Here is a 25,876-nt window from a genome sequence, read left to right as displayed (position 1 = left end):
CTTTAGTTAGCCTGCCGCGGTTAAATTTATGTTGACTAAGGACGCCAGTGGGCGAAAAAGCGCTTTTGCTTCATACTTCATGAGGAACAATCATAAATGAAGGAATGCAATTTTGGCGGGAAGTAGTCTATTAACCTTATTGGATGATATTGCCACTTTACTCGATGATATTTCGGTCATGGGGAAACTGGCGGCAAAAAAAACGGCAGGCGTATTGGGTGATGATTTATCGCTTAATGCTCAGCAGGTAACCGGCGTGCGGGCCAACCGTGAATTGCCGGTGGTATGGGGCGTAGCTAAAGGCTCATTGATCAATAAAGTGATTCTGGTGCCGCTGGCGCTGTTGATTAGCGCTTTTATCCCGTGGGCGATTACGCCACTGCTGATGCTGGGTGGCGCCTTCTTGTGCTTTGAAGGCGTCGAGAAGGTGGTGCACACTCTGCAGGCGCGTAAACATAAAGAGGATCCGCAGGTTCGCCAGCAGCGGCTTGAAGCCCTGGCCAATCAGGACCCGATGGCGTTTGAACGAGATAAGGTAAAAGGCGCGGTGCGCACAGATTTTATTCTGTCTGCGGAAATTGTCGCGATTACCCTCGGGATTGTAGCTGAAGCGCCGTTATTAAATCAGATTCTGATTTTGTCCGGCATTGCGCTGCTGGTGACGGTGGGGGTGTACGGTCTGGTGGGGGTTATCGTCAAGCTTGATGATATGGGCTACTGGCTGGCGGAGAAAAGCAGTGCGCTGGCGCAGTGGACGGGGAAAGCTTTGCTGGCGATTGCGCCTCGTCTGATGAAGGTGCTGTCCATCGTCGGCACCCTGGCGATGTTCCTGGTCGGCGGCGGCATTGTGGTCCACGGTCTCACGCCGCTGCACCATGCCATTGAAAATCTGGCTCAGGGGCAGAATGGCGTCATTGCCTCGCTGCTGCCAACGGCTGCAAATCTGGTGCTGGGATTCATTATTGGCGCCATCGTGCTGGCCGTGGTGAAAGCGATAGCCGCTCTTCGCGGTTCTACGGAGTAAATGTGCTATCTATCATGCAAAGTGGTTCACCTTCGTCTAAGGTAAATCTGTTTCTTCCTGATACCGGAGGCAAAAATGGTCTTGTTGGTCAGTGATGAAGTGAGACGCAAAAACGGCGGCCCCCGCATGGTCGTTACCGGATTCGCCAGCGGCATGGTGGAATGTCGTTGGTATGACGGTTACGGCGTAAAGCGCGAGGCATTTCGTGAGGATGAACTTATCCGTGGAGGAGGAGGGAAGCTGAACCGCACCTGACCCTCCATCAGCGCCCGGCATCCGTCGGGCGTTTTCATATTGTGAATTATTTTACCAACAGGGAGCGTGGATGAAGTTTGCTTCTTTAACCGTGCTGCGAGAAAACGATGGATAAGCTGATGTGGGTGAAAAAGCTGCGCCAGATTTTAAGCCCCGGATATGTGGTTAACCTCTGTTTTTTTATCGTCTTCTGCTTCTCTACGCTGTTGATATGGCGTGAGATCAAGGTTCTGGAAGAAGCCTACGTCGCTAACCAGCGCAACAACCTTGAAAACGTGGCACATGAATTTGACAGCCTGCTGCAATTTAATATCGACAGAATGATTTTTTTTCGTAACGGCATGCATTCCGCGCTGGAGACGCCGTTAGATTTTGCCGTGCTGCGCAAGGCCGAAGAGAGTTATTTAGCGAAGCGACACGATCCGATCTGGTCAGTTGAGATTCACAATCGACGAACGCTGCCGGTCTACGGTGTTGCCGATGCCTTTATCGACGGCGACGAACTTCTTTCCCGCGACACTCCCTTTTCCGGGAACGAGCTGATGGCTACCCTTGAACTCGGTTATATGCTGCGCCTGGCCAATAACAACCGGGGTTTCGCTAAGCGTATGCTGTACGTGTCGCGCAGCGGCTTTTTTATCACCACTGAGCCGCTGAAAAATTCGACGCAGGCGCTGGCGCTCTATTCCCAGGCTACGAGCGATGCCTGGTTTACCCGCCAAACGCAGCGTAATAACCCTGCTCGCGGTATCGTATGGCAAACATTTTCCGGCGATGAATCGCCGCGTGAAATACCGGTGATAACGGCGTCTATTCCGCTTGATTTCCAGCGTTTCTGGCTCGGTGTCCTGGCGATGGACTTCTCGGTACAGGAGATGAAGGCGTTTCTGGTCAATGCGATAAAGACGGGTGAGGAAGGCGAGTATCAGCTTTATGATAATCAACTTAATTTGATAGCTTCTTCTGCGCCGGGCAACGTGCTGACGCTGCTGTCTACGCATGAACAGGAGATGCTGAAGCGCGCTTTTGCTGGTGAGAATCAGGGGGGGATTCGCCTGGTTACCCGTTATATCAGCTGGGAGAAGATCCGCAATTTTGATGGGGTGCTAATCCGTATTCACACTATTCAGGAGGGGGTACGCGGCGACTTTGGCAGCATCACTATTGCCCTGATGCTGATGTGGTTAATGTTCACCCTGATGTTGATGATCTCGTGGTTCGTAATTCGGCGAATGGTGCGCAATATGAGTATGCTGCAGACCTCCCTCGAATGGCAGGCATGGCATGATGCGTTGACCCGCCTGTTAAATCGGGGGGCGTTATTTGAACGCGCCACGGCAGCTGCTCGCCAGAGCGAACGCCTGAAGCGTCCAGTGGCGGTGATTCAACTCGATCTTGATTACTTTAAAAGCGTTAACGATCGGTACGGGCATCATGCGGGGGATCGCGTGCTGACGCTGGTGGCCAGTACTATCGCCAGCCATATTCGCGAAGGCGATTTTGCAGGGAGGGTTGGTGGAGAAGAATTCTGCATCGTCCTGCCTGATACCAGACTAAAAGAGGCGACGGCCATTGCAGAACGGATCCGTATACGGGTCAATAGTCGTGAAATTTTACTCGGCAACAGCGCCTCTTTACGTATCACCGCGTCGTTTGGAGTGAGCTGCAGTGAGGATTCCAGCGACTACAGCTTTGAGAACCTGCAGTCGGTCGCCGATCATCGTTTGTATCTTGCCAAGCAAAACGGGCGCAATCAGGTATGTGCGGACGGGTGATGTATCATTTATCGTGTGAATAAAATGAATTTAAATCATCCGTTTTGGCTATTTTAGTGAGATTATTCTTAAAAACATTGAGCGATGCGCAAACGTTCGTGGAAGAATAAATAGCGAGAGTCCTTGCCTGGCGAGCGTTGCCAGCGCAGGCGGCTTTCTTGACCCCATTTTTCAATAATTTACTCCATGAATGTTTGTTGTCATGCAAAATAATTGAGGGTAATGTTTGTAGCGCATCGGATATCCTGGTGTAACGAATTTTCAAGTGCTTCTTGCATTAGCAAGTTTCATCCCGACTCCTGCGAGTCGGGATTTTTTTCGCGCAACGATCAGCGATTAGCTTCGGTAACGCTAAAGTCATGGATATCGAGTTCAAAGGCCTCGGCCAGCTCGCGCCAGGTATGGTAACCCCGGCCATCAATGCTGACGTGATGAGGATCGTCTTGCGTTCGCTGGACTTCACTTTCGCTGATTTCATTAATCGCCGCCAGCAGGGCGTCAACATCAACGCTTCCCGTGCCTTTGTGCTCTTTGGCGATTTTCATTTCGGCTACCTCGCTTAACTCAGACAGGGCTCCTTAAGTATAGACGGTCTACAAAAACAGCAGTTGCCCGGCCGGACACTGCGCGATCGGCAGTTTTGTTCTACACTGGCTCAAAAATAGAGGAGATGAGTTATGCAGGTAAACGATCGTGTCACGGTGAAGACCGATGGTGGCCCACGTCGGTCGGGCGTTGTGCTGGCAATAGAGTCGTTTAGCGAAGGGGTCATGTATCTGGTTTCGCTGGAGGATTATCCGCTGGGGATCTGGTTTTTTAACGAGCACGGCCATCCTGACGGTATATTCGTTGAGCGGGAAGAGTGATTCGCCGCGAGTGAACTGGCGGCAGCGGCCGCCAGCGTTTTTCAACGCAGGTTGACGTGAATTCCGGATGTGATGTTTTCGGTCAGGCGGACGATGTGATAAATCACCTGTTTATTGTGGGTTTGAATCTTCTTTTTAATATTGCCCTTGTGCGAGGACACGGTCTTGGCCTTAATGTTCATCTGCGCTGATATGTGAGAGGTTCCGTGTCCGGCCATCCACATCTGAAGCATATTTGATTCGGTCTGGCTTAAGGTCAGCGTGGGAATATTAATCCGGGCAGCACGATAGTTCTCATATTTAAGACGGTTGGCGAGAATGTCATCAAGGTCTTTTTCGGTCAGCGATTTCGAGCACACGAGTAAGTTTTTGCGCACCAGCAGGTAATGGTCGAAATGAATATTGGCCAGCGACATAAAGATAATGAATAGCGTGGCGGGATACTGGCTGATGATTTGTCGGACAAGCTGGTTGCTCTCTTCATGATGAATAAAACAATCCTCATTGATAAATACTACGGCAGGGCGGCTGGCTTCACACATTGCCTTCAGGTTTGACGCACTCTGTACTTCTGCGATCTCACGCTTCTTTACCCCCCTGCTTGTCAGGTACCCGGTTAATCCCAGCCGGGTGAAGCTGCATAAATCCATGATAATCGTTGACATGACCCATCCTCAATCAACACGTAACGATAATTTATCCCTCGCCGACAAGCGCGATGAAGTCCATTTTGTTAGCAATTAAAACGACCGCTGCCGTGGAACCATTAGGCAGCCTGAACTATTCCTTAATATGCCCCTAATTTGCCAGGAATATTCTCAAAGTAAAGACTACAAAAGGCTATGTGGAGGAAATAAAAACATTAAATACCCGTCATATATAAGTTTGCCATTTTTACGCTTTTTTAAAATAGGATTATCCTTATATTGAGTGGTTAAAATAACGTCTTCGAATTAATGGCATTAATGGGATGGATGAGAATAACTTAACATTCCATGGCTATTTTTTGCCATATAACGCGGTGCAGGCGGGCACTCTGCTTAGCCTGTACTCGATCCCGGAAGAGTGGCAGGCTTACCGCTTTAATGCCACAATGCTTTTTTTATCGGTTTGTGGGATGAATGATGAAAAAGATGGTACTGGCTGGCGCGCTGCTAGCCCTGACCGGGTGCGTGCAGGTTGATAGCTACAGCGATGTTGTTAAAGCGCCGGCGCCTGCAGGGCTGGAGGGATACTGGCAAACGGCAGGCCCGCAGAGTGAAATGATGAGTCCTGACGCGATAGCGAGCCTTATCGTGACCAAAGAGGGTGATACGCTTGACTGTCGACAGTGGCAACGGGTGATCGTCCTGCCGGGGAAATTAATGAAGCGTGATGATGTGATCTATAACGTTACCTCCGCGTTAGATGTCTATCCGCTTGAGCGTGAAGGCAATACGCTGCGCTACGATCGTATGACGCTTAAACGGGTGGATCGCCTCACTCCGGAGTGTGAACTGGCGTGGAAAAAAGCGTCGGCTGATAAAAGCGGACGGTAAGCTTGATGCGGGCTGAATCCTTCTCAGCCCGCGAAGTTTTATAGTGCTTCCTCAATCACCCACACGCTTACGCTGCCGCCACTACAGGTGAAAGTCCCGTTTCCTTCATCGTCGGTTTCAATAACCTCATCGCGGTTGCCGAGAAAATCTCGCCAGCGTTTATTGCGGTAATTTTCGCCCAGAGGGAGCGTTTTTTCCCCATCGTCGCCGTTGGATAGTACGACCACGCAGCCCGGATCATCCTCGGTGCCGCTCCGGCTGAAGGCAATACAGTTCGGATGATCGAACCAGAGCGTTTGTACACCGTGGGCAAAACGCTGGCGGGCGTCGATCAGTTCGTGTAGTTGTTCGATTACCGGCATCTCAATAGCGTAGCTCTCGCCATCGCCACCGGTATCTTCATAGCTGGCGCCGAAGAGATCGGCATAAAAGACCGAGGGAACGCCGTTTTCACGCAGCAGAATCAGCGCATACGCCAGCGGCTTGAACCAGGCCTCAACCGGCGCCTCGAGCGCCTGCAGCGGCTGAGTATCATGGTTGGTCACCAGGGTGACGGCGTGGAATGGGTCGGCTTCAACCAGCGTGCCGCTGAAAATCTGGCTCATGTCGTAATCGCGACCCTGCCGCGAAGCTTCATGAAATTTCATCTGCAGAGGGGCGTCGAACAGCATCGTCTTGCCGTCAACCATGGCGATATACTGCTGAAGCTTATCAACTTCGTGCGACCAGTATTCCGCGACGATAAACAGCGGTTTTGTCGCCACCTCTTGGACGTGTTCGATCCACTCTTTATAAAACCAGGCGGGGATATGTTTAACCGCATCAAGGCGGAAGCCATCGCACCCGGTCTGCTCCATTACCCAGCGCGCCCAGTATTTAATCTCCTCGGTAACCGCCCGATTGCGAAAATCGATATTTTCGCCCATCAGATAGTCGAAGTTGCCCATTTCATCATCGACCTGATCGTTCCATCCGTCGCCGGTGTAGTCATTGACGAGTTTAAACACGCCATCTTCATCAGGATTCTCTATATGATCGATCCCGCTGAAGCACTTATAGTCCCAGATGAATTCAGAGTATTTACCGGCGCGGGCGGGGAAGGTGTAACGCGTCCAGGCCTCGCACTCAATAATCTCATCAGAGATTTGCGTACGATCGTTTTGATCAACGCGCTGAATGCGTACCGGCTCTTTTTCATCGGCCCCCATTTTGTGGTTAACCACAACGTCAAGCAGCACGGCGATATCGTGCTGGCGCAGCGCGGAGATTGCGGCGAGGAGCTGGTCTTTATCGCCATATTTGGTGGCGACTGAACCTTTTTGGTCAAACTCGCCGAGGTCAAACAGGTCGTAGCAATCATAGCCGACAGAGTAGCCGCCGGAGGCGCCCTTGTAGGCAGGAGGCAACCAAACCATGTTGATGCCGATTTCGTTAAGGTTTGGCGCGAGGGCTTCGACTTCACGCCATAATTCGCCGCCGGTTGGGTAGTACCAGTGAAAGCACTGCAGTAACGTGGGGTTTTTCATCTTCCTTGCTCCAGACGTCATCAAGCTGACCATTGCAGTATGAGAGATATCCAGCAAAACGGAGATGTTTTCGATACGTTTTCGCTATGCCCTAAACGGCACCATATATAATAATTCGGAATAAGATGTAGCATATCGATGTTGGTGACTGAGGCTAAACGCCTTACACTGCAGCAAAATATCACTCTGTTAGGGGTATCTAATGAAATTAGCACTTCTGGGTCGTCAGGCGCTGATGGGCGCAATGGCCGTCGTTTTAATGGCTGGCGTCAGCGTAAAAACCTTTGCGGCTGAAAACCTGCTTAATCAGGTCAAAGAGCGTGGCACTCTACGCGTGGGTCTGGAAGGGACTTACCCGCCGTTCAGCTATCAGGGAGATGACGGTAAGCTGACCGGTTTCGAGGTGGATTTTGCCAACGAACTGGCGAAACATCTGGGTGTAAAGGCTGACCTTAAACCCACCAAGTGGGACGGCATGCTTGCTTCGCTGGATTCTAAACGTATCGATGTCGTGATAAACCAGGTCACCATTTCCGATCAACGTAAGAAAAAATATGATTTCTCGACGCCCTATACTGTTTCAGGGATTCAGGCGCTGGTGAAAAAAGGGAACGAGGGCGTGATTAAAACCGCCGCTGACCTGAAAGGTAAGAAAGTCGGCGTGGGTCTGGGCACCAACTATGAAGAGTGGCTGCGTCAGAACGTCCAGGGCGTCGACATTCGTACTTATGATGATGATCCGACGAAATATCAGGATCTGCGCGTGGGCCGTATCGACGCCATCCTGGTTGACCGCCTGGCGGCGCTGGATCTGGTGAAGAAAACCGGCAATACCCTTGCCGTCACTGGTGAAGCCTTCTCCCGCCAGGAATCCGGCGTCGCGCTGCGTAAAGGTAACGAAGACCTGCTGAAAGCGGTTGATGGCGCCATTGCAGAGATGCAAAAAGATGGCAGCCTGAAGGCGCTATCGGAAAAATGGTTTGGCGCTGACGTCACGAAGTAACGGTCGGCGGTGAAAAAAGGCGCTCCTGATAGCGCCTTTTTTTATTTCGCGCCTCACAGCGTGCATAATTAAGGATAATTCAGTCAGGAGGTTTTATGTCACTGCAAAATTTAACCCTTTTCCCGCGTCTGGAGCTGATCGGCGCGCCGACGCCGCTTGAATATCTGCCGCGCCTTTCCGATTATCTCGGTCGTGAAATCTTCATCAAGCGTGATGACGTCACCCCGCTTGCAATGGGTGGTAATAAGCTGCGCAAGCTTGAGTTTCTCGCGGCTGATGCGCTGCGGGAAGGTGCGGATACGCTGATTACCGCCGGAGCCATCCAGTCGAACCATGTCCGTCAGACGGCAGCGGTGGCGGCAAAACTTGGCCTGCACTGCGTGGCGCTGCTGGAAAACCCAATGGGTACCCGGGCTGAGAACTATCTGACTAACGGTAACCGATTGCTGCTTGATCTGTTCAATACCCAGGTCGAAATGTGCGACGCGCTGACCGATCCTGATGCTCAGCTGGAAGAGCTGGCGACCCGCATTGAAGCTCAGGGCTATCGTCCCTACGTGATCCCGGTGGGCGGTTCGAACGCGCTGGGCGCGTTGGGCTATGTGGAGAGCGCGCTGGAAATTGCCCAGCAGTGCGAAGGGTCGGTTGAGCTTTCCTCCGTGGTCGTCGCATCCGGCAGCGCCGGTACGCATGCCGGTCTTGCGGTGGGACTTGAACAGCTGATGCCAAATGTCGAGCTTATCGGCGTAACGGTATCGCGCAAAGTAGCCGACCAGCTGCCAAAAGTCGCCGCGCTGCAGCAGGCGGTGGCAAATAGCCTGGAGCTGGAAGCAAAGGCCGGTATCCAGCTATGGGATGATTACTTTGCGCCGGGTTACGGGATACCGAACGACGAAGGAATGGCGGCGGTCAAGCTGCTGGCGCAGCTGGAAGGTATCCTGCTGGATCCGGTCTATACCGGAAAGGCAATGGCCGGACTGATTGACGGTATCAGCCAGAAGCGCTTTAAGGATGAAGGCCCAATCCTGTTTGTTCATACCGGCGGCGCGCCTGCGCTGTTCGCCTATCATCCTCATATCTGATGCAGAACACATAGAATGCAAGAGAGTATCCAACTGGTTATCGATTCCGCGCCTTTTTTGCTTAAGGGCGCGGTATTTACGCTACAGCTCAGCATCGGCGGCATGTTTTTTGGCCTGGTGCTGGGGTTTATCCTGGCGCTGATGCGCATGTCACCCGTCTGGCCGATTAAATGGCTGGCGCGGATGTATATTTCCATCTTTCGCGGAACGCCGCTGATTGCGCAGCTGTTTATGATCTATTACGGCTTGCCGCAGTTCGGTATTGAGTTGGATCCTATTCCCGCAGCGATGATTGGCCTGTCTTTAAACACCGCGGCCTACGCGGCAGAAACGCTGCGCGCGGCGATTGCCTCCATTGATAAAGGGCAGTGGGAGGCGGCGGCGAGTATTGGTATGACGCGCTGGCAGGCGATGCGCCGCGCGATTCTTCCGCAGGCCGCGCGGGTGGCGCTGCCGCCGCTTTCCAACAGCTTTATCAGCCTGGTCAAAGATACTTCTTTGGCCGCGACTATCCAGGTGCCGGAGCTGTTCCGCCAGGCTCAGCTAATCACCTCGCGCACGCTGGAAGTTTTCACCATGTACCTGGCTGCTTCGCTGATTTACTGGGTAATGGCGACGGTGCTTTCCACGCTGCAAAACTATTTTGAAAATCAGCTGAACCGCCAGGAGCGTGATCCAAAATGAGTGCGATTGAAGTAAAAAACCTGGTGAAAAAATTCCATGGCCAAACGGTGCTTCACGGTATCGACCTTGAGGTTCAACAGGGCGAAGTGGTGGCGATTATCGGACCCAGTGGTTCAGGGAAAACCACGCTGCTGCGCAGTATTAATCTGCTGGAACAGCCGGAAAACGGTACCATTCGCGTCGGCGACGTGACCATCGATACCGCGCGCAGCCTCGGTCAGCAAAAAGCGGACATCCGCCGTTTGCGTCAGCATGTGGGCTTCGTGTTTCAGAACTTTAATCTTTTTCCCCACCGTACGGTGATGGAGAACATCATTGAAGGGCCGGTGATCGTCAAAGGGGAGGATAAAAATGAATCCATCGCCCGGGCGCGTGAGCTGCTGGCCAAGGTGGGGCTTACCGGTAAAGAAAACAGCTACCCGCGTCGTTTGTCCGGCGGGCAGCAGCAGCGCGTGGCAATTGCTCGCGCGCTGGCGATGCGCCCCGATGTCATCCTGTTTGATGAACCAACCTCGGCATTGGATCCCGAGCTGGTGGGGGAGGTGCTGAACACCATACGTCAGCTGGCGCAGGAGAAGCGTACGATGGTTATCGTTACCCATGAGATGAGCTTTGCCCGCGACGTAGCGGACCGCGCTATTTTTATGGATCAAGGGCGTATCGTTGAACAGGGAGACGCGAAATCTCTTTTTGCCAATCCTCAGCAGGCGCGTACCCGCCAGTTCCTCGAAAAATTTCTGATGCAATAATCTCAGTGCCCAGGCCGCTTCCGCTAAGGCTGAGGGGAGCGGCCTGCTAAACGACGCTTAACCGAGTTTCGGTAAAAGTTAAAAGTCCAGCCTCAGGACATAATCAACGCCGATATATCTGTCAAGGTTTTGTGCCACAACTGCGGGCATACTTTTCACTCATCAGGCGCTGTTGCCAGTCGCCATCTAATAAATGCGATGGCTACCATATTTTATACATATAAGCAGGGTTTATGTGTTAGTTTTATGTATTTATAATAATGATTATCACTCAGGAGTTATTTGGTCAGTTATGAGGGACAATGATTTTTTCAGCTGGCGGCGGGAAATGCTGCAACAATTTCAGTCAGCTTCTGCAGGCGAAGGAGTTTTTCATCTACTCCAGCAGCAGGCACAAGCGCTGGAATATGACTACTTCGCGCTCTGCGTACGGCATCCCGTGCCTTTCACTCGCCCCAGGGTAACCCTGCAATCGACCTATCCTCCGGCCTGGATGTCGCATTATCAAGCCGAGAATTATTTCGCGATTGACCCGGTACTGCGCAAGGAGAATTTCCTTCGCGGGCATCTACCCTGGAACGATAAGCTATTCCACGACACCCCTGAATTATGGGACGGTGCGCGCGATCATGGCTTACGCAAGGGGGTAACGCAGTGCCTGACGCTGCCTAACCATGCACACGGATTCTTATCCGTCTCAGGAACCAGCCACAGCCAGGGGCCCTTTGAGGAAGATGAACTGGAGATGCGCTTAAGAACCCTGACCGAACTGAGTCTGCTGACGCTCTTGCGGCTGGAGGACGAAATGGTTATGCCGCCGGAAATGAAATTTAGTCGACGTGAACTGGAGATTTTGAAATGGACAGCGGAAGGCAAAACCTCGGCTGAGGTCGCAATGATTCTGTCTATCTCAGAAAATACCGTCAATTTTCATCAGAAGAATATGCAGCGAAAATTCAATGCGCCAAACAAAACGCAAATTGCCTGCTACGCGGTAGCGACGGGATTAATTTGATCTTATAGGTTGTTCTGCGTGCCAGACTTAAGACCGGCTGTTAGTCATACCTTCAGCCGGTGAATCATTACTGACGATATGCCTGCTTAATTTGCTTAACGGTGCTGGAGAATACGGCAGCCTGAGCCACATCTTCCATCTGCGCAATTTGCTTTTCCATTTTAATAATCACTCGGCCTGCATCCGCCTGACCCATGGCCTGCAGCATCAGCGTCATCATCGCTTTCAGGCACGAAACTTCCTGTGCCAGTTCTTGATTATTTTCCGCAGTGGAAAAATCTGGTGTGCTCATCGATATCCTCGTTTGCTTTCTGCGCAAATGCGCATGTCTAAAAGTGAAGGCGGCGCAGTATACCACAAGCAAAGGAAAAAAAAGGAGTGCTTGGTTTTCGTTCTCTCATTTGAATGGTGAATGTTTTAATTGGCTGAATAATACGTAATCATGAGATGTAAGCAGCTTAATTTTTTCCATGACGCCGTTTCACTGTTAATATTTGTTACATATTCAGGCGCGTATTTCTCATCTACGCAGAGTGTTGTGTTTTTACGTAATCTGTGTGATGAATGTTAAAAAACAACCGTTTCGCAACTCTATGTTAAGTATGGCTTTCCAGCAGGTGTGCAGGCAGATTTCCATAATTGCCTAAGAAATCTTTTCCAGGACATTTTTTGACTTTTAAAGTTACGCTAAAACCCGGTAATATGTAGGAGATAAGCTATCAGTGGCGTTATCCCTAATTCTGGAGAATATTCCTTTGATCAACGTCCTTCTTGTTGATGACCACGAACTAGTGCGCGCAGGGATACGACGCATTCTGGAAGATATAAAAGGGATTAAAGTTGCCGGCGAGGCCTGCTGCGGTGAGGATGCCGTGAAATGGTGCCGCGCAAATCCCGTTGATGTAGTCCTGATGGATATGAACATGCCGGGAATCGGCGGCCTTGAGGCTACGCGAAAAATTGCCCGTTCCGTTGCTGATGCCAAAGTGATTATGCTGACCGTGCATACGGAAAATCCGCTGCCGGCGAAAGTCATGCAGGCCGGCGCCGCTGGCTACCTCAGTAAAGGCGCTGCGCCGCAGGAGGTAGTCAATGCGATTCGCTGCGTGGCTTCGGGTCAGCGTTATATCGCATCCGATATCGCTCAGCAGATGGCGCTCAGCCAGATTGAACCGGAAAAGGCCGAATCGCCGTTTGCCAGTTTGTCTGAGCGAGAATTGCAGATTATGCTAATGATTACTAAAGGTCAGAAGGTCAACGAGATCTCAGAGCAGTTAAATCTGAGTCCCAAGACCGTGAACAGCTACCGCTATCGCATGTTCAGTAAATTGAACATTCACGGCGATGTGGAGCTGACGCACCTGGCAATTCGCCATGGCCTTTGCAATGCGGAGTCGTTAGCAAGTCAGTGAGTGATGTTTTTGATGCAAAAGCTTTCCTGAAAACCGTAACCAGCCAGCCGGGCGTCTATCGTATGTATGATGCTGGCGGTACTGTTATCTATGTAGGCAAAGCAAAAGATCTGAAAAAGCGGCTTAGCAGCTATTTTCGCAGCAACCTGGCTTCGCGTAAAACCGAAGCGCTGGTGGCGCTTATTGCCCAGATTGACGTTACCGTGACCCACACCGAAACGGAAGCGCTGCTGCTTGAGCATAACTATATTAAGCTTTATCAGCCGCGCTATAACGTGCTGCTGCGCGATGATAAATCCTACCCCTTTATTTTTCTTAGCGGCGATACGCATCCCCGCCTGGCGACGCATCGCGGAGCCAAGCATGCGAAAGGCGAATATTTCGGTCCGTTCCCCAACGGCTACGCCGTTCGCGAGACGTTAGCGCTGCTGCAAAAGATCTTTCCTGTCCGCCAGTGCGAAAACAGCGTTTATCGCAACCGCTCGCGGCCGTGCCTGCAGTACCAAATTGGCCGTTGTCTCGGGCCATGCGTTGCCGGGCTGGTGAGTGAGGAAGAGTATGCCCAACAGGTCGACTACGTACGCCTGTTCCTGGCGGGTAAAGACGATCAGGTACTGACTCAGCTGATTACCCGCATGGAAAAAGCCAGCCAGGCGCTGGAGTTTGAAGAGGCTGCGCGGATCCGCGACCAGATTCAAGCCGTCCGTCGGGTAACGGAGAAGCAGTTCGTCTCCAATACCGGGGACGATCTCGATGTTATCGGCGTGTCGTTTGATGCCGGAATGGCATGCGTCCACGTGCTGTTTATACGCCAGGGGAAAGTCCTTGGCAGCCGCAGCTATTTCCCCAAAGTGCCGAATGGTACCGAACTGGGTGAAGTGGTGGAAACGTTTGTCGGGCAGTTCTATTTACAGGGCAGCCAGATGCGGACGCTGCCGAGCGAGATCCTGCTGGATTTCAACCTCGGCGATAAAACCCTGCTGGCGGATTCGCTCTCAGAACTGGCCGGACGCCGGGTTAACGTACAGACCAAACCTCGCGGCGATCGCGCCCGCTATCTGAAACTGGCGCGGACTAACGCCGCGACGGCGCTGACCACCAGGCTTTCTCAGCATTCAACGATAACTCAGCGCCTGCAGGCGCTCGCGACGCTACTCAAACTCCCCGCCGTTAATCGGATGGAATGTTTTGATATCAGCCATACGATGGGCGAACAGACCGTCGCGTCGTGCGTGGTTTTCGATAGCAACGGACCGCTGCGTGCGGAATATCGCCGCTACAATATCACTGGCATCACGCCCGGGGACGATTATGCGGCGATGAATCAGGTACTTCGTCGTCGCTACGGCAAGGCAATAGAAGAGAGTAAGATCCCCGATGTCATCCTGATCGACGGCGGTAAAGGCCAGCTTGGCCAGGCGAAAACGGTCTTTGCCGAGCTGGACGTGCCGTGGGATAAAAGTCATCCGCTGTTATTAGGCGTGGCAAAAGGCAGCGATCGCAAAGCGGGCCTGGAGACGTTGTTCTTCGAACCGGAAGGCGAGGGCTTTAGCCTGCCGCCGGATTCCCCCGCGCTGCATGTCATACAGCATATTCGCGACGAGTCGCACGATCACGCCATTACCGGCCACCGTAAAAAACGGGCAAAAGTAAAAAGCACCAGCACGCTGGAAACCATCGAAGGGGTGGGGCCAAAACGCCGACAGATGCTGCTGAAATATATGGGTGGTCTGCAGGGACTGCAGAAGGCCAGCGTCGAAGAGATTGCGAAAGTACCGGGTATATCTCACGGTCTGGCAGAAAAGATCTTCTACTCGTTGAAACATTAGGGGCTCTGTAGCAACATAGGGCTAATTTTTACTTACAACAGATAGTTACCCGTTACCATGCAATTTAATATCCCTACGTTGCTTACTCTGTTTCGCGTCATTCTTATTCCATTCTTTGTACTGGCGTTTTATCTCCCGTTTAGCTGGGCTCCTTTTGCCTGCGCCCTGATTTTCTTCATCGCGGCGGTGACCGACTGGTTTGATGGCTACCTGGCGCGTCGCTGGAATCAGAGCACTCGTTTCGGCGCTTTCCTCGATCCGGTTGCGGACAAAGTCATGGTGGCGATTGCGATGGTGCTGGTGGCCGAGCATTATCATACCTGGTGGGTAACGTTACCGGCCGCTACGATGATCGCGCGCGAAATCATCATCTCCGCGCTGCGCGAGTGGATGGCTGAACTGGGTAAGCGCAGCAGCGTAGCGGTATCATGGATTGGTAAAGTAAAAACCACGGCCCAGATGGCGGCGCTGGTGTGGATGCTGTGGCGGCCAAATATCTGGGTTGAATGGGCGGGGATTGGGCTATTCCTCGTGGCGGCGGTGCTGACGCTGTGGTCGATGCTGCAATATCTGAACGCCGCGCGCGGGGATTTGCTTGATCAGTGATCGTTTCGGCGCAATTTTCAGCAAACAACACAAGGTTTTGAAAAATATCGTTGACTCATTGCGCCAGGTAAGTAGAATGCATCGCATCGAACGGCAGCACAGTCTGGCAGACGATAACAAAATCAACTAATTAGCAAATTAGCTTGATGATGCGGGAATAGCTCAGTTGGTAGAGCACGACCTTGCCAAGGTCGGGGTCGCGAGTTCGAGTCTCGTTTCCCGCTCCAGTTTAAGACATCGGCAGTTGCGGGTGTTAAAGCATTAAGGCGCGTTAGCAAAGCGGTTATGTAGCGGATTGCAAATCCGTCTAGTCCGGTTCGACTCCGGAACGCGCCTCCAATTTCTATCCCGAGCCCGGATGGTGGAATCGGTAGACACAAGGGATTTAAAATCCCTCGGCGTTCGCGCTGTGCGGGTTCAAGTCCCGCTCCGGGTACCATTGGGATAAAGCAGAATAATCAAAGCAATAAGCAGTGTCGTGAAACCACCTACGGGTGGTTTTTTTGTTTTTGTCCCTTATGAAAAACCGCTTCAGCGCTACCTCGCGATCGTCGGGTACATTTTGTCATAGGACAAAATACTTTTCTGTTGCTATTATCTGCCAGCACTCAATCATTATCTCAATAAGTGGGGATGAAATGTTTACTGGCCTCTGCGCTTTTCCTCTGACTCCGTTACATCCACATGGCGTTGATGAAACGGCATTTGCCCGAATTGTCACTCGTCTCGTCGAATCTGAGGTCGATTCCCTCGGCGTACTTGGCTCCACCGGAAGCTATGCCTGGCTTAGCCGTGAGCAGAGAATGCAGGTGGTGCGCCAGGTAAAATCGCATGCCGGACCCATTCCGTTGATGGTCGGCATAGGGGCGCTGGGGACCGATCAGGTTCTCCGTCTGGCTGAAGACGCGCAGATGGCAGGCGCCAGCGCGCTGCTTCTGCCAGTAATGGCTTATCAACCCCTGACAGACGAGGAGATTTTGACTTTTTACCAGACCGTCACCCAACAGGTCTCCGTCCCCGTCTGCGTTTACGACAATCCCGTTACCACGCATGTGACGACTTCGGATGAACTTAAAGGCGCGATCGCCGCGCTACCCGGGATCGCCTCAATTAAAATCCCCGGCCCCGCGAAAAATGAAACCGTCCGCCGGATTCAGAGCCTGCGGCGCCAGCTACCGGCAGGGGTGAGTATTGGCATTAGCGGGGACGCCTGCGCGGCCGATGGCCTGAATGCCGGCTGCGAAGTCTGGTATTCGGTGTGCGGCGGCCTTTTCCCGCAGGTCGCCAAAGAGTTAACCGCGGCGGCAGCGCGAGGGGACGCTGAGCAGGCGACGGCAATCAGCGCCAGGCTCGCGCCGCTGTGGATGTTATTCAGTAAATATGGTGGCAGCCTGCGAGTGACCGCCGCAGCGGCAAGTATCCTCGGGCTGTGCGGGGAGGATTGCTTACCGCGACCGCTGCTCCCGCTTTCGTCGGATGCCTTTAGCGAAATTGCGGAAACACTTCGCACGCTGAAGCTCCTGTAGCCGGGTAGTTTTCTTTCGCTATTTCCGCTACTGTAAGCGCCATTTTTTACGACGATGAGCCTGTTTATGAAAACTGGACCCCTGAACGAAAGCGAAGTGGAATGGCTGGATGATATCCTGTCGAAATACGCGGTAGAAGGCACCATCATGGATGTTGCTGAACTGGATGGCCTACTGACGGCCATACTCTCCGGGCCGACCGAGATTGAGCCCGCGCAGTGGCTGATTGCTATCTGGGGCGGAGCGGATAATGTGCCGCGCTGGGCCAACGATCGCGAGCGAGACCGTTTCGTCAACCTGACGCTGCAGCATATGAGCGATATTGCCGAGCGTTTAAGCGACTATCCCGATCAGTTCGAACCGATGTTCGGCAGCCGGGAAGAGGAGGGGCAGGAGCTCACCATTGTTGAGGAGTGGTGCTTTGGCTATATGCGCGGCGTGGGATTAAGCGACTGGTCAGGTCTGCCTGCCGAGCTGCAGGCAGAGCTGGACGCCATCGCTCTGCACGGTACCGAAGAGCGCTTCGAGGCGCTGGATGAACTATCCGCGGAAGAGTTTATCGCCAGCGTTGAGCGAATTCGTCCTGCGGCCCTGGCGCTTTACAACTACTGGACTGAGCACGCTCAGCCCGCACAAGTTCAGCAGCCCATCAGGAATGAGAGCAAGGTTGGGCGCAACGATCCTTGCCCGTGCGGCAGCGGTAAGAAATATAAGCAGTGCTGTTTAACGAAATAACATCAGGGGCCGAATTGGCCCCTTTTTTATCCCACCGCCGGCAGTAATCCTGCGACTATCGCAAACTGAATCACTACGATAGCGATCCCGCAGAGCAGGACAAGCCACAGCGCCGCTGAACCGCCTGCGACCCGCCACGGGGCATCAGGGTGCTGTTGGCGGCTCTTCATTACCAGCAGCGAAGGCAGCATGAGCGCGAGCACGGCCAGCGCAACGCCCGCATAGCCTAACGCCATCACGAAGCCACGCGGATAAAATAGCGCGAAGGCCAGCGGAGGCAAAAAGGTAATCAGACCGCTCTGTAGCCGTCCACCGGCGCTGTTCTGGCGTTGAAACAGATCGGCCAGATAGTCGAACAACCCAAGCGCCACCCCGAGAAATGATGTCGCCAGCGCCAGGTCGGCGAACAGATGGACCGCCAGCTCAACGTGCGACGATGCCACCACTTCACGGATGGCCTCCAGCAGGCCATTGAGCCCGGCATTCTGCGCCAGCAGCGCGGTAAACGCAGGAGAGTCAATGCTGCCCAGCGTCGCCAGCTGCCAGAAAATATAGGCGACCAGAGGAATAAAGCTTCCGATGATAAATACCCGGCGCAGCTTGCGAATATCGCCGCCCAGGTAGCTCACAATACTGGGTATGCTGCCGTGAAAACCAAAGGAAGTAAAAATCACCGGAATGGCCGACAGCGCCAGCCCCTGCTGTAGCGGCAGAGTCAGCAGGTTTATCTGGTGAATGTGCGGCAGCAGAAGCGCAAGCATAATGGCGAGGAAAATAATCTTTGCGCTGAATAAAAAGCGGTTAAAAAGATCGACCAGCGAAGTCCCGATGCAGACGACCGTCCCACCGATAGCGGTAAAGATCAGAACGCCTGCCGCAGGAGGCAGCGTCCAGTCCAGCCACTGATTGAGGCTTGAGGCCAGCAGTTCGCCGGCGCCGCTGATATAGGCTGCCGTGAGCGCGTAAAGCAGAAACAGCATGCAAAAGCCGGTTGCCCATTGCCCGTATCGGCCCAGATAACGTGCCGCCAGCGAACCCAGACCCATGTCGGCCGGCACGTGCTGATAGACTTCCAGCAGCAGCAAAGCGGTATAACACATTAGCGCCCAAAGCGTTATCAGCAAAGCTAACGACACGCCGAAACCTACGCCCGCCGATGCCAACGGCATGGCTAACATCCCTGCGCCGATGGTGGTGCCGGCGACGATTAAAATACTACCCAGAGTGCGGTTCTTCACGCTTTTCACTATCCATTACGGCATTCACAATTCATTATGCCGCGCAGAGTATGTGAAATCAGTCGCTTCGTCAAATGAAGGTTACAGGCGTTGTAATAAAAACTTTACAGTAGCAGAGGGTTTGCTTCAAAGCTGCGCTGGCGCAAGAATTCGCCGCCCGGGCTGGTATATTCTGCGGGCTTTACGGGAGAGAATATGCCATCGATTCATGGTCACGAAGTGCTGCAAATGATGATCGCCTCAGGCGAAACTTACACCGTGGCGACGCTTGAAGCGGCGATCGTCGCGCGTTTCGGTAAAGAAGCCCGATTTCACACCTGCTCGGCGGAAAATCTGAGTGCGGCGGAACTGGTGGCGTTTTTGCAGAAAAAAGGCAAGTTTATTGCCGCTGAAGAAGGGTTTAATACGCACGAAAGTAAAATTTGCCGCCATTAATACGGCAGCGGGCGCTGGAGCCTCGCTGCCGGCCTAATTAATTTTGCGTGTCGAGCGTTGCCAGCTCTTTATCAATAAAGTACAGACCTTCGCCGCTTTTACCTGCGAGGGTTAATTTATCAATAACCGATTTAAACAGCTTCTCTTCTTCGTGCTGTTCAGCAACGTACCACTGCAGGAAATTAAACGTCGGATAATCCTGACTGGTCATTGCCGCATGTGCCAGTTCATTAATTTTTTGCGTAATTAACTGTTCATGTTCGTAGGTCGCACGGAATAGCTCGTCAAGAGAGGCATACTCAGCAAACGGCGACGCGATAGCCGTGATGCAGGGCAGACTACCGGTATCGGTCAGGTAATCGAAAAGGCGCTGCATATGGGTCATCTCTTCCTGCGCGTGGCGACGAAGAAACGCCGCCGCGCCTTCAAAGCTGTGGTAACTACACCAGGCGCTCATTTGCTGATAAAGCAGAGAGGAATAAAGTTCAAGATTCATCTGCGCATTAAGCTTATCGATCATTTCAGTTTTTAGCATCTGGCTGCTCCGGGAAAAAAGAAATAAGTTTTAGTGCGCACACTATAATTTGTTATTAATTTATTTGCAAAAAGTAAATTAATAAATTCATTTATTAATAATGCAAATGGGAATAACACGCATTGGCACTTTTAAAATAATGAGAATGGTTTTAATTCCTTATTTCGTTCACTTCGCCGTTGGGCCAAATTTCGCCGTGTTAATCCGATCCCCCGCACACAGACCTGGCCTGAGATGACGCGACTTGCCTCAGGATGAGGCGGCGTCCTGGCAGGACGGAAGGCAAAAGTGTGAGGCGAGATGCAATTTATAAAACAACTTTTCATAAAATTTGAAAGTATGTTCGTAAGGTAGTATTGTCATAGCAACGCTAACGAACTATCGCGGGAAAACCCGCACAGCATTCAGGAGAGTAAAGCATGAAAATCGCACTGATGATGGAAAACAGCCAGGCGAACAAAAACGCCATCATCCTCAATGAATTAAACGCCGTTGCTGACGAGAAGGGCTTCCCGGTTTACAACGTCGGGATGAGCGATGAAAACGACCATCACCTGACCTATATCCATCTGGGCATTATGGCCAGCATCCTGCTGAATTCGAAGGCGGTCGACTTTGTGGTTACCGGCTGCGGCACTGGTCAGGGCGCGCTAATGTCGTTAAATATTCATCCGGGCGTAGTTTGTGGCTACTGCATCGACCCTGCGGACGCCTTCCTGTTTGCGCAGATCAATAACGGTAACGCGCTGTCTCTGCCGTTTGCGAAAGGATTTGGCTGGGGTGCAGAGCTGAACGTACGCTTTATCTTTGAAAAAGCCTTCACCGGCCGCAAAGGCGAAGGCTATCCGCCGGAGCGTAAAGAGCCTCAGGTGCGTAACGCCGGCATCCTGAACGCGGTCAAAGCCGCGGTGGTTAAGGAAAACTATCTGGATACGCTGCGTGCGATCGATCCGGAGCTGGTGAAAACTGCCGTTTCCGGCCCTCGCTTCCAGCAGTGTTTCTTTGAGAACTGCCAGGATAAAGAGATCGAAGCGTTCGTTCGCCAGATCATCGGTTAATCGATTAACACATCCTATGCAAGGCCAGCGCTGCTGGCCTTTTCGTTATCTATTTCTTTTTGTTCGACACGCTGCTACCCGCATCTTTTGTCAGATGCAGAGTATCAATCATGCCGACCAGGCAAATCAGCGCAATAAAGATAAACGACAGGCGGAAGCTGATGCCCGGAAGGTGAGAAAGCGTAAGCCATTCACTGAACTCTTCCCCAATACGAATACCTATCGCTCCAAGCGTTATCCCAAGTCCAACGGCCAGCTGGGATGCGGTGCTGAACAGCGTATTGGCATAGCTCATTTGTCCGGAAGGAACATCGGCAAAAGCGAGGGTGCTGATGCCGGTAAATTGAATCGATCGGAAGACCCCGCCGAGATAGAGAATTACAAAGATGAGCCAAACCGGCGTATGCGGGGTTAAAAAAGCGCAGGCCAGCAGCGATAATACGTTTAATGCGCCATTGATCAGCAGCAGACGGCGAAAACCCAGCCAGCGAATCAGCGGCGTTGTAAGGGGCTTGATGGTGAAGTTGCCGACGAACACCGCCAGCACCAGCAGCCCCGAGTGGAAGGGATCCATGCCGAAGCCGACCTGAAAAAGCAGCGGCAGCAGAAACGGAACGGCGCTGATGGAGGAGCGGAACAGCGAACCGCCGTACATGGTGACCCTGAAGGTGGGGATCTCCAGCGCATCAAGGCGCACCATCGGCCATTCAGCGCGGCGGAAGTGCCGTAACGAGAAAAGCATGCAGCCCAGGCCTGACACCAGCAGCGCCAGGGTCTGCCAGCCCAGAGGCTGACGATCGCCGAGAAGCTCCATGGCGGCAACCAGGCTAACCATCGCCACCGAGGTCGCAAGAAAACCGGAAAGATCGAACGGGCGGCGCTCTTCTTCCCGAATATCCGGGATGATGCGCAGCGCCAGGGCAATCGCCACAAGCCCAAGCGGCACGTTAATAAAGAAGATCCAGTGCCAGCTGGCGTAGCTGGTGATAAATCCGCCCAACGGTGGGCCAATAATAGGCGCCACCAGCGCCGGCCAGGTCAGAGTGGCAATCGCTTTAATCAGCTGATGCTTCGGTGTGGTGCGCAACACCGCCAGGCGGCCCACGGGCACCATCAGCGCGCCGCCAATTCCCTGAAGAATACGCATGGCGACAAACACATCGACATTGGTCGACAACCCGCAAAACACCGAGGCGAGGGTAAAAATCGCCAGCGCCAGGCTAAAGATTTTCCGCGCGCCGAAGCGATCGGCGATCCAGCCGCTGGCGGGTATCAGCACCGCAAGGGTAATAAGGTAGGCGCTAATTCCAATGTTGAGATCCACTGCCGTTACGCCGAAGTCTTTCGCCATGTCGGGCAGGGCGGTGGCGATGACTGTGCCGTCGAGGAACTCCATAAAAAACGCGCCAGCCACCAGCAGAGCAGGTGCTGAAAAAGAGCGGTCGTCCCTGGAAGAGATGTTTGTACTCATCGTTGTATCGCTGCCATTGCTAAGCGATCCCGGATTCACCTGGAGCCCGCAGCTCTTAACTATCCGAAATAACTCACTTTTGTTGAATGTTTAAATTTATTTTGTAAATAAAACGTGATTTATCGCACGTTGAGATTGATTTTTGTGATACAGGTCATATTATAGCTGTGTAGATATTAACACCTGCATAACAAAAATGGAGCCAACCATGAAACTGCGCAAAATTCTGAAGAGCATGTTCGAAAACTACTGCAAAACCTTTAAAGACGTACCGCCTGGCGCTATGTTCTGATAAAAAAACCTGCTGCGGCAGGTTTTTTTATATCCGAGGAATTAGGGTACTATTACGCTCCTGAAAAAAGGAGTGAAAAATGTCTCAACATCTTACCGAACACGACGAACTGGTCTCTGACGTTGTTGCCTGCCAGTTAGTTATCAAGCAGATCCTCGACGTCATCGATATCATCGCCCCTGTCGAGGTGCGCGAAAAAATGACTACCCAGCTGAAAGCCATCGATTTTGCCAGCCACCCGGCCTCGGCTGACCCGGTGACGCTGCGGGCGGTACAAAAAGCCATCGCGCTGATTGAGCTGAAATTCACCCCGCAGGAAGAAGCGCACTAGCGGCGTGAGCCCCGCCATCAACGCGATAGCGGGGCGTTATTGCTGATTAATGGGACACGGCGGTTTGAATGACGTTCTCCTGCGCATTCTTGAACAGTTTGCTGTTGCCCCAGCACTCTTCATAACGATGGCCAACTAAATCTTCCACGATAAGGCGAACGTCCGGCGCGATGTCGGCAATTTTGCCTCCCGCTTTAATGCGCGCGACTTCCTGTAGCACCACCAGGTGGGCCTTGCGATCGAGCTTCATCTGTTTACTGAACACGATGGCTGCCAGCGCCAGTAAAATCACCCCTGCACAGAATACCACCGCAATCGCGGTGACCGCACTTTCCGGCTGCGTGTGCGCCTTTGACTGGAACCCGTAGAAGCTGAGGATAGCTCCCATTGTAAAGACGATAATCGAGCGCAAAATTTTACCTGAGAAGGTCATGGCGCCTGCATAGATCCCCTCGCGACGGCGGCCGGTGTAAATTTCATCGACATCAGCCAAAAAGGTGTAAACAGTCCAGGGAATGTAGTAGACGCCGCCGGTGCCGAGACCGAACAGCACCGTGATGCCAAACATCAGGATGGTGGCCAGACTTGAAGGCAGGTGGAAGAACCACAGCGAGGTGTAGAGCAGCACGGCAAAGATGACCACGCTCAGCGCCAGAATATACGGCTTACTGAAGCCTTTCTTCACGCACAGGCCGATAAACAGGGCCGTTGATACCAGCTGCAGAATTGAGTTCAGGCTGTTGAGCCCGGCCACCATCGCCGGATCGTGTTGCAGCACGAAGATGACGAAGTAAGTGAAGATCGACGCAAACAGCCATTCGGCGCCGAAACCGCAGAGATACATACCAAGGTGTTTACGGAATACGCGCAGATAAAAGGTTGAGCGCATATCTTTGGCCAGCATAAGCAGCGTATTGAGTAGCCCCTTTTTATCCCCCGAGCTTTTTTCCTCTTCGCGCGGTCGTTCCCAGCTGCAGTACCACAAACAGGAGATGGCCACGATAAGAATGACACCGTAGGTCAGTCCGGTAAGGAAAAACGGGGTGGCGGATTCTTTGCCATAAAGCAGGATGAACTGCCCGGGGATAAATGCCGCGAGGAAGTTAGCCAGTTTGCCGAATATCGCTTTATAACCGGTGAGCTTCGAACGCAGTGAGAAATCATCAGTCATTTCGGTCGCCAATGTTTCATAGGGGACCATAATCGAGGTATAAATGATTTCAAAGACGACGTAGGTGCACAGGTAGTACCAGAAACCGAGACCTTCTACCCACAGCAGCGGGTAGAACATCATTAGCGGAATGCCTATCAATAAAAAGAAGCGACGGCGGCCAAAGCGTTTACCGAGCCGGGTTTTGCCAAAGTTATCGGTGAGGTAGCCCATCAGCGGGTTACTAATCGCGTCGATAATGCTGGCGACGGAGAAAATAAAGGAGGCTTCGATCAGCGTCAGCCCACAGAAGGTTGTATAAAAATAGAGCAGCCAGGCACCGCTGATCGCCAGTGCGCCGCTTCCCAGCAAATTTCCGCCGCCGTAGGCTAACTGATGGCGTAACAAAATCGGTCTTCCCTGCAGCCCGTTTGAGGCTGAAGCCGTATATCTTGCCATTAAAATAAACTCCGTGTTTTAAATTTTTGAAACGCTGTTTTTATATTATCAACCCAGGGTTTTAAACGTGATCCAGATCACCAATACCCTGCTAATTCCTCCGATTGAGCGGGAATGAGATCTGGTTAAAAGTTTTTAATGCTTTTCAGGAATAAAAACGGCGCCGAAGCGCCGAAAAAGATTGGTTCGCTGAGGGGCGATGAGGGCATTAAAGGCAGAAACACGCCTCTTTTTACGCTTTATCGCGCGCTCCGGTATTTGCCGACATGACGCTGGCGTACTGTTGGCTGACCAGTTCAAGCAGGTGACGATCGGTTTGCTGTTCGCTGGTCCCGGCCTGGTCCGCGCAGCGGACTTCATCCAGAATGGTCTCCAGCAGCATGCCATCCAGCTGCTGTTCTTTCGCCAGCAGCGCGAGGAAGCGTAGGGTGGATTCGTCGCTTTGCGCCTTCGCCTCTGCCGTCAGGCCGGAAAGCATGCTGCTGCGCTGCTGATAATCAGCAACGGTTTTGCTAAACAGGTCTTCAAGAGAGGCGCATTCCGCGCTGCAGGCTTCGTCTGCTTTAACCACGGGCCAGGCGCCGGAACTTTTCATAAAATCAAAGACCCGCATCATCTGCGTTATGCTGGATTGCGCTCGATTACGCAGAAAAGTGGCGGTACCGTTCAACCGCTGCTGAATACACCACTCGCTTAACTGCAGATACAAGTTGGAGGTATGGAACTCAAGATTCAATTGGTTATTCAGCTTTTGCACCATTCCTGGAACGACCATAACAATATCCTTATTTACTGTGCGGGAAGCGCCTGCGTCATATCCAGACGCGATTGTGACCAAGAGAGTTTGCGAAATTAAAACCAACAGATGAAAAGCTCAGAATAATTCTATTCAGAACTTAAGCCCGAACCATGGAATTAAATTTCTTGTCTCAACGAAGATAGAATAGCGCTATATCTGAATTAAGAAAACTCTCAATGGTGGTTATTTACATTATGTTACAACATCTGGATTTAACTTTATACAGGCTGGAAATGTAATAGTAATCGCTTACTGTAGTACATTGTTATTTATATTAACTTTATGATTTAACACCTCTTTTATTGGCTTCCTGATTAAAAGGTAGTATCTCTAATATTTTTTATTGAAATTGCGTTTTAAAAATAATGATTCAAAATTCCTTTTTGTGATATCGTGAGTCATCAAAGCGAAGGCTGCACTGGTTCATCTTTTCGCCTGGGTAACTGAAAAGATGATGATAATTTAAAAAAAGATGTTTTTTTG

At 52.2% G+C, this 25,876-nt stretch carries 28 protein-coding genes and 3 tRNA genes; 22 read left to right on the top strand and 9 right to left on the bottom strand.

The genetic code is table 11. From position 1 onward, the window contains the following. Positions 1 to 112: 112 nt before the first annotated feature. The 3 genes from ACSIPU_RS05190 to dgcQ all read left to right on the top strand — a co-directional run bounded on the left by ACSIPU_RS05190 (position 113) and on the right by dgcQ (position 3,054). Positions 113 to 1,024 (top strand): DUF808 domain-containing protein, encoded by a 912-nt coding sequence (locus ACSIPU_RS05190; RefSeq protein ID WP_016808327.1) that lies wholly within the window; start codon positions 113 to 115, stop codon positions 1,022 to 1,024. A gap of 75 nt (positions 1,025 to 1,099) precedes the next feature. After that, complete coding sequence (locus tag ACSIPU_RS05185; protein WP_004113841.1) at positions 1,100 to 1,279, top strand: YodC family protein; 180 nt, start codon at positions 1,100 to 1,102, stop codon at positions 1,277 to 1,279. Positions 1,280 to 1,386: 107 nt separating this feature from the next. After that, positions 1,387 to 3,054 (top strand): cellulose biosynthesis regulator diguanylate cyclase DgcQ, encoded by a 1,668-nt coding sequence (dgcQ, locus tag ACSIPU_RS05180; RefSeq protein ID WP_024274410.1) that lies wholly within the window; start codon positions 1,387 to 1,389, stop codon positions 3,052 to 3,054. 329 nt (positions 3,055 to 3,383) lie between these two features. Here the strand turns inward: dgcQ and yodD are convergent, their stop codons facing one another. After that, positions 3,384 to 3,599, bottom strand: a complete 216-nt coding sequence (yodD, locus tag ACSIPU_RS05175; protein WP_004103467.1) for a YodD family peroxide/acid resistance protein — start codon at positions 3,597 to 3,599, stop codon at positions 3,384 to 3,386. 132 nt (positions 3,600 to 3,731) lie between these two features. Here yodD and dsrB point away from each other — a divergent pair, with 132 nt between their 5' ends. Beyond that, the gene (dsrB, locus tag ACSIPU_RS05170; RefSeq protein WP_004103466.1) at positions 3,732 to 3,920 is read left to right on the top strand and encodes a protein DsrB; all 189 of its coding nucleotides are present in this window, start codon (positions 3,732 to 3,734) and stop codon (positions 3,918 to 3,920) included. Positions 3,921 to 3,961: 41 nt separating this feature from the next. Here dsrB and rcsA read toward each other — a convergent pair whose 3' ends face one another. Further along, complete coding sequence (gene rcsA / locus ACSIPU_RS05165) at positions 3,962 to 4,585, bottom strand: transcriptional regulator RcsA (RefSeq protein ID WP_004103465.1); 624 nt, start codon at positions 4,583 to 4,585, stop codon at positions 3,962 to 3,964. 456 nt (positions 4,586 to 5,041) lie between these two features. Here rcsA and yedD point away from each other — a divergent pair, with 456 nt between their 5' ends. Then, positions 5,042 to 5,458: a lipoprotein YedD gene (gene yedD, locus ACSIPU_RS05160; protein ID WP_026055909.1), complete on the top strand. Its 417-nt coding sequence runs from the start codon at positions 5,042 to 5,044 to the stop codon at positions 5,456 to 5,458. A 38-nt stretch (positions 5,459 to 5,496) separates the two neighbouring features. Here the strand turns inward: yedD and amyA are convergent, their stop codons facing one another. Then, positions 5,497 to 6,984 (bottom strand): alpha-amylase, encoded by a 1,488-nt coding sequence (gene amyA, locus ACSIPU_RS05155; RefSeq protein WP_004103463.1) that lies wholly within the window; start codon positions 6,982 to 6,984, stop codon positions 5,497 to 5,499. A 202-nt stretch (positions 6,985 to 7,186) separates the two neighbouring features. Between amyA and tcyJ the strand changes: the two genes are divergently transcribed. The 5 genes from tcyJ to sdiA all read left to right on the top strand — a co-directional run bounded on the left by tcyJ (position 7,187) and on the right by sdiA (position 11,517). Beyond that, positions 7,187 to 7,987: a cystine ABC transporter substrate-binding protein gene (tcyJ, locus tag ACSIPU_RS05150; protein ID WP_016808324.1), complete on the top strand. Its 801-nt coding sequence runs from the start codon at positions 7,187 to 7,189 to the stop codon at positions 7,985 to 7,987. 95 nt (positions 7,988 to 8,082) lie between these two features. Next, positions 8,083 to 9,069, top strand: a complete 987-nt coding sequence (gene dcyD / locus ACSIPU_RS05145; RefSeq protein ID WP_016808323.1) for a D-cysteine desulfhydrase — start codon at positions 8,083 to 8,085, stop codon at positions 9,067 to 9,069. A 15-nt stretch (positions 9,070 to 9,084) separates the two neighbouring features. Further along, entirely contained in the window at positions 9,085 to 9,753 is a 669-nt protein-coding gene (gene tcyL, locus ACSIPU_RS05140) for a cystine ABC transporter permease (protein ID WP_004103458.1), read from the top strand. After that, on the top strand, positions 9,750 to 10,502 hold the full coding sequence (tcyN, locus tag ACSIPU_RS05135) for an L-cystine ABC transporter ATP-binding protein TcyN (protein ID WP_004113836.1): 753 nt from the start codon (positions 9,750 to 9,752) through the stop codon (positions 10,500 to 10,502). Before tcyL ends, tcyN begins: the two co-directional genes overlap by 4 nt. Positions 10,503 to 10,794: 292 nt before the next feature. Next, complete coding sequence (gene sdiA / locus ACSIPU_RS05130; RefSeq protein WP_004113835.1) at positions 10,795 to 11,517, top strand: transcriptional regulator SdiA; 723 nt, start codon at positions 10,795 to 10,797, stop codon at positions 11,515 to 11,517. 67 nt (positions 11,518 to 11,584) lie between these two features. On the opposite strand, the gene ACSIPU_RS05125 is transcribed toward sdiA, so the two are convergent. Further along, positions 11,585 to 11,809 (bottom strand): DUF2594 family protein, encoded by a 225-nt coding sequence (locus tag ACSIPU_RS05125; RefSeq protein ID WP_004103455.1) that lies wholly within the window; start codon positions 11,807 to 11,809, stop codon positions 11,585 to 11,587. A gap of 463 nt (positions 11,810 to 12,272) precedes the next feature. Here ACSIPU_RS05125 and uvrY point away from each other — a divergent pair, with 463 nt between their 5' ends. The 8 genes from uvrY (at position 12,273) to ACSIPU_RS05085 (ending at position 17,625) form a co-directional block, all read left to right on the top strand. Beyond that, complete coding sequence (gene uvrY, locus ACSIPU_RS05120) at positions 12,273 to 12,929, top strand: UvrY/SirA/GacA family response regulator transcription factor (RefSeq protein ID WP_004122102.1); 657 nt, start codon at positions 12,273 to 12,275, stop codon at positions 12,927 to 12,929. After that, on the top strand, positions 12,926 to 14,758 hold the full coding sequence (gene uvrC / locus ACSIPU_RS05115) for an excinuclease ABC subunit UvrC (protein WP_004103453.1): 1,833 nt from the start codon (positions 12,926 to 12,928) through the stop codon (positions 14,756 to 14,758). The genes uvrY and uvrC overlap by 4 nt, the downstream gene beginning before the upstream one ends. Positions 14,759 to 14,815: 57 nt before the next feature. Then, entirely contained in the window at positions 14,816 to 15,364 is a 549-nt protein-coding gene (pgsA, locus tag ACSIPU_RS05110) for a CDP-diacylglycerol--glycerol-3-phosphate 3-phosphatidyltransferase (protein ID WP_004113831.1), read from the top strand. Positions 15,365 to 15,515: 151 nt separating this feature from the next. Continuing rightward, positions 15,516 to 15,591 (top strand) — tRNA-Gly (locus ACSIPU_RS05105). A 38-nt stretch (positions 15,592 to 15,629) separates the two neighbouring features. Further along, positions 15,630 to 15,703, top strand: a tRNA-Cys gene (locus ACSIPU_RS05100). 13 nt (positions 15,704 to 15,716) lie between these two features. Further along, positions 15,717 to 15,803: transfer RNA gene (locus ACSIPU_RS05095), tRNA-Leu, on the top strand. A gap of 199 nt (positions 15,804 to 16,002) precedes the next feature. Continuing rightward, the gene (locus ACSIPU_RS05090; protein WP_049592993.1) at positions 16,003 to 16,890 is read left to right on the top strand and encodes a dihydrodipicolinate synthase family protein; all 888 of its coding nucleotides are present in this window, start codon (positions 16,003 to 16,005) and stop codon (positions 16,888 to 16,890) included. 54 nt (positions 16,891 to 16,944) lie between these two features. Continuing rightward, positions 16,945 to 17,625 carry a YecA/YgfB family protein gene (locus ACSIPU_RS05085; RefSeq protein ID WP_380297229.1) on the top strand — a complete coding sequence of 227 codons (681 nt, stop codon included), beginning with the start codon at positions 16,945 to 16,947 and terminating at the stop codon, positions 17,623 to 17,625. A gap of 26 nt (positions 17,626 to 17,651) precedes the next feature. Here ACSIPU_RS05085 and tyrP read toward each other — a convergent pair whose 3' ends face one another. Continuing rightward, positions 17,652 to 18,863, bottom strand: coding sequence for a tyrosine transporter TyrP (gene tyrP / locus ACSIPU_RS05080; protein ID WP_196557475.1), 1,212 nt, complete (start codon positions 18,861 to 18,863; stop codon positions 17,652 to 17,654). A 195-nt stretch (positions 18,864 to 19,058) separates the two neighbouring features. Here tyrP and ACSIPU_RS05075 point away from each other — a divergent pair, with 195 nt between their 5' ends. Further along, positions 19,059 to 19,298 carry a YecH family metal-binding protein gene (locus ACSIPU_RS05075; protein ID WP_049592994.1) on the top strand — a complete coding sequence of 80 codons (240 nt, stop codon included), beginning with the start codon at positions 19,059 to 19,061 and terminating at the stop codon, positions 19,296 to 19,298. A gap of 37 nt (positions 19,299 to 19,335) precedes the next feature. Here the strand turns inward: ACSIPU_RS05075 and ftnA are convergent, their stop codons facing one another. Next, the gene (ftnA, locus tag ACSIPU_RS05070) at positions 19,336 to 19,833 is read right to left on the bottom strand and encodes a non-heme ferritin (protein WP_004113821.1); all 498 of its coding nucleotides are present in this window, start codon (positions 19,831 to 19,833) and stop codon (positions 19,336 to 19,338) included. A gap of 419 nt (positions 19,834 to 20,252) precedes the next feature. Here ftnA and ACSIPU_RS05065 point away from each other — a divergent pair, with 419 nt between their 5' ends. Continuing rightward, complete coding sequence (locus tag ACSIPU_RS05065; RefSeq protein WP_004103442.1) at positions 20,253 to 20,891, top strand: RpiB/LacA/LacB family sugar-phosphate isomerase; 639 nt, start codon at positions 20,253 to 20,255, stop codon at positions 20,889 to 20,891. Between the two features lie 49 nt (positions 20,892 to 20,940). Here the strand turns inward: ACSIPU_RS05065 and ACSIPU_RS05060 are convergent, their stop codons facing one another. Further along, the gene (locus ACSIPU_RS05060; protein WP_032728410.1) at positions 20,941 to 22,362 is read right to left on the bottom strand and encodes an MFS transporter; all 1,422 of its coding nucleotides are present in this window, start codon (positions 22,360 to 22,362) and stop codon (positions 20,941 to 20,943) included. A gap of 208 nt (positions 22,363 to 22,570) precedes the next feature. Between ACSIPU_RS05060 and azuC the strand changes: the two genes are divergently transcribed. Further along, positions 22,571 to 22,654: a stress response protein AzuC gene (gene azuC, locus ACSIPU_RS05055; RefSeq protein WP_014229869.1), complete on the top strand. Its 84-nt coding sequence runs from the start codon at positions 22,571 to 22,573 to the stop codon at positions 22,652 to 22,654. Between the two features lie 79 nt (positions 22,655 to 22,733). Then, on the top strand, positions 22,734 to 22,985 hold the full coding sequence (locus tag ACSIPU_RS05050; protein WP_004103438.1) for a DUF2766 family protein: 252 nt from the start codon (positions 22,734 to 22,736) through the stop codon (positions 22,983 to 22,985). Between the two features lie 46 nt (positions 22,986 to 23,031). Here the strand turns inward: ACSIPU_RS05050 and ACSIPU_RS05045 are convergent, their stop codons facing one another. Further along, positions 23,032 to 24,543 (bottom strand): MFS transporter, encoded by a 1,512-nt coding sequence (locus ACSIPU_RS05045; RefSeq protein WP_032728708.1) that lies wholly within the window; start codon positions 24,541 to 24,543, stop codon positions 23,032 to 23,034. Positions 24,544 to 24,826: 283 nt separating this feature from the next. Further along, positions 24,827 to 25,369 carry a non-heme ferritin-like protein gene (locus tag ACSIPU_RS05040; RefSeq protein WP_023321233.1) on the bottom strand — a complete coding sequence of 181 codons (543 nt, stop codon included), beginning with the start codon at positions 25,367 to 25,369 and terminating at the stop codon, positions 24,827 to 24,829. Positions 25,370 to 25,876: the final 507 nt, after the last annotated feature.

Source organism: Klebsiella sp. HN106, assembly GCF_051209435.1.
Lineage (GTDB): Bacteria > Pseudomonadota > Gammaproteobacteria > Enterobacterales > Enterobacteriaceae > Klebsiella > Klebsiella oxytoca.
The sequence above is the reverse complement of the archived record's forward strand: the minus strand, read 5'-3'. Positions and strand labels throughout refer to the sequence as shown.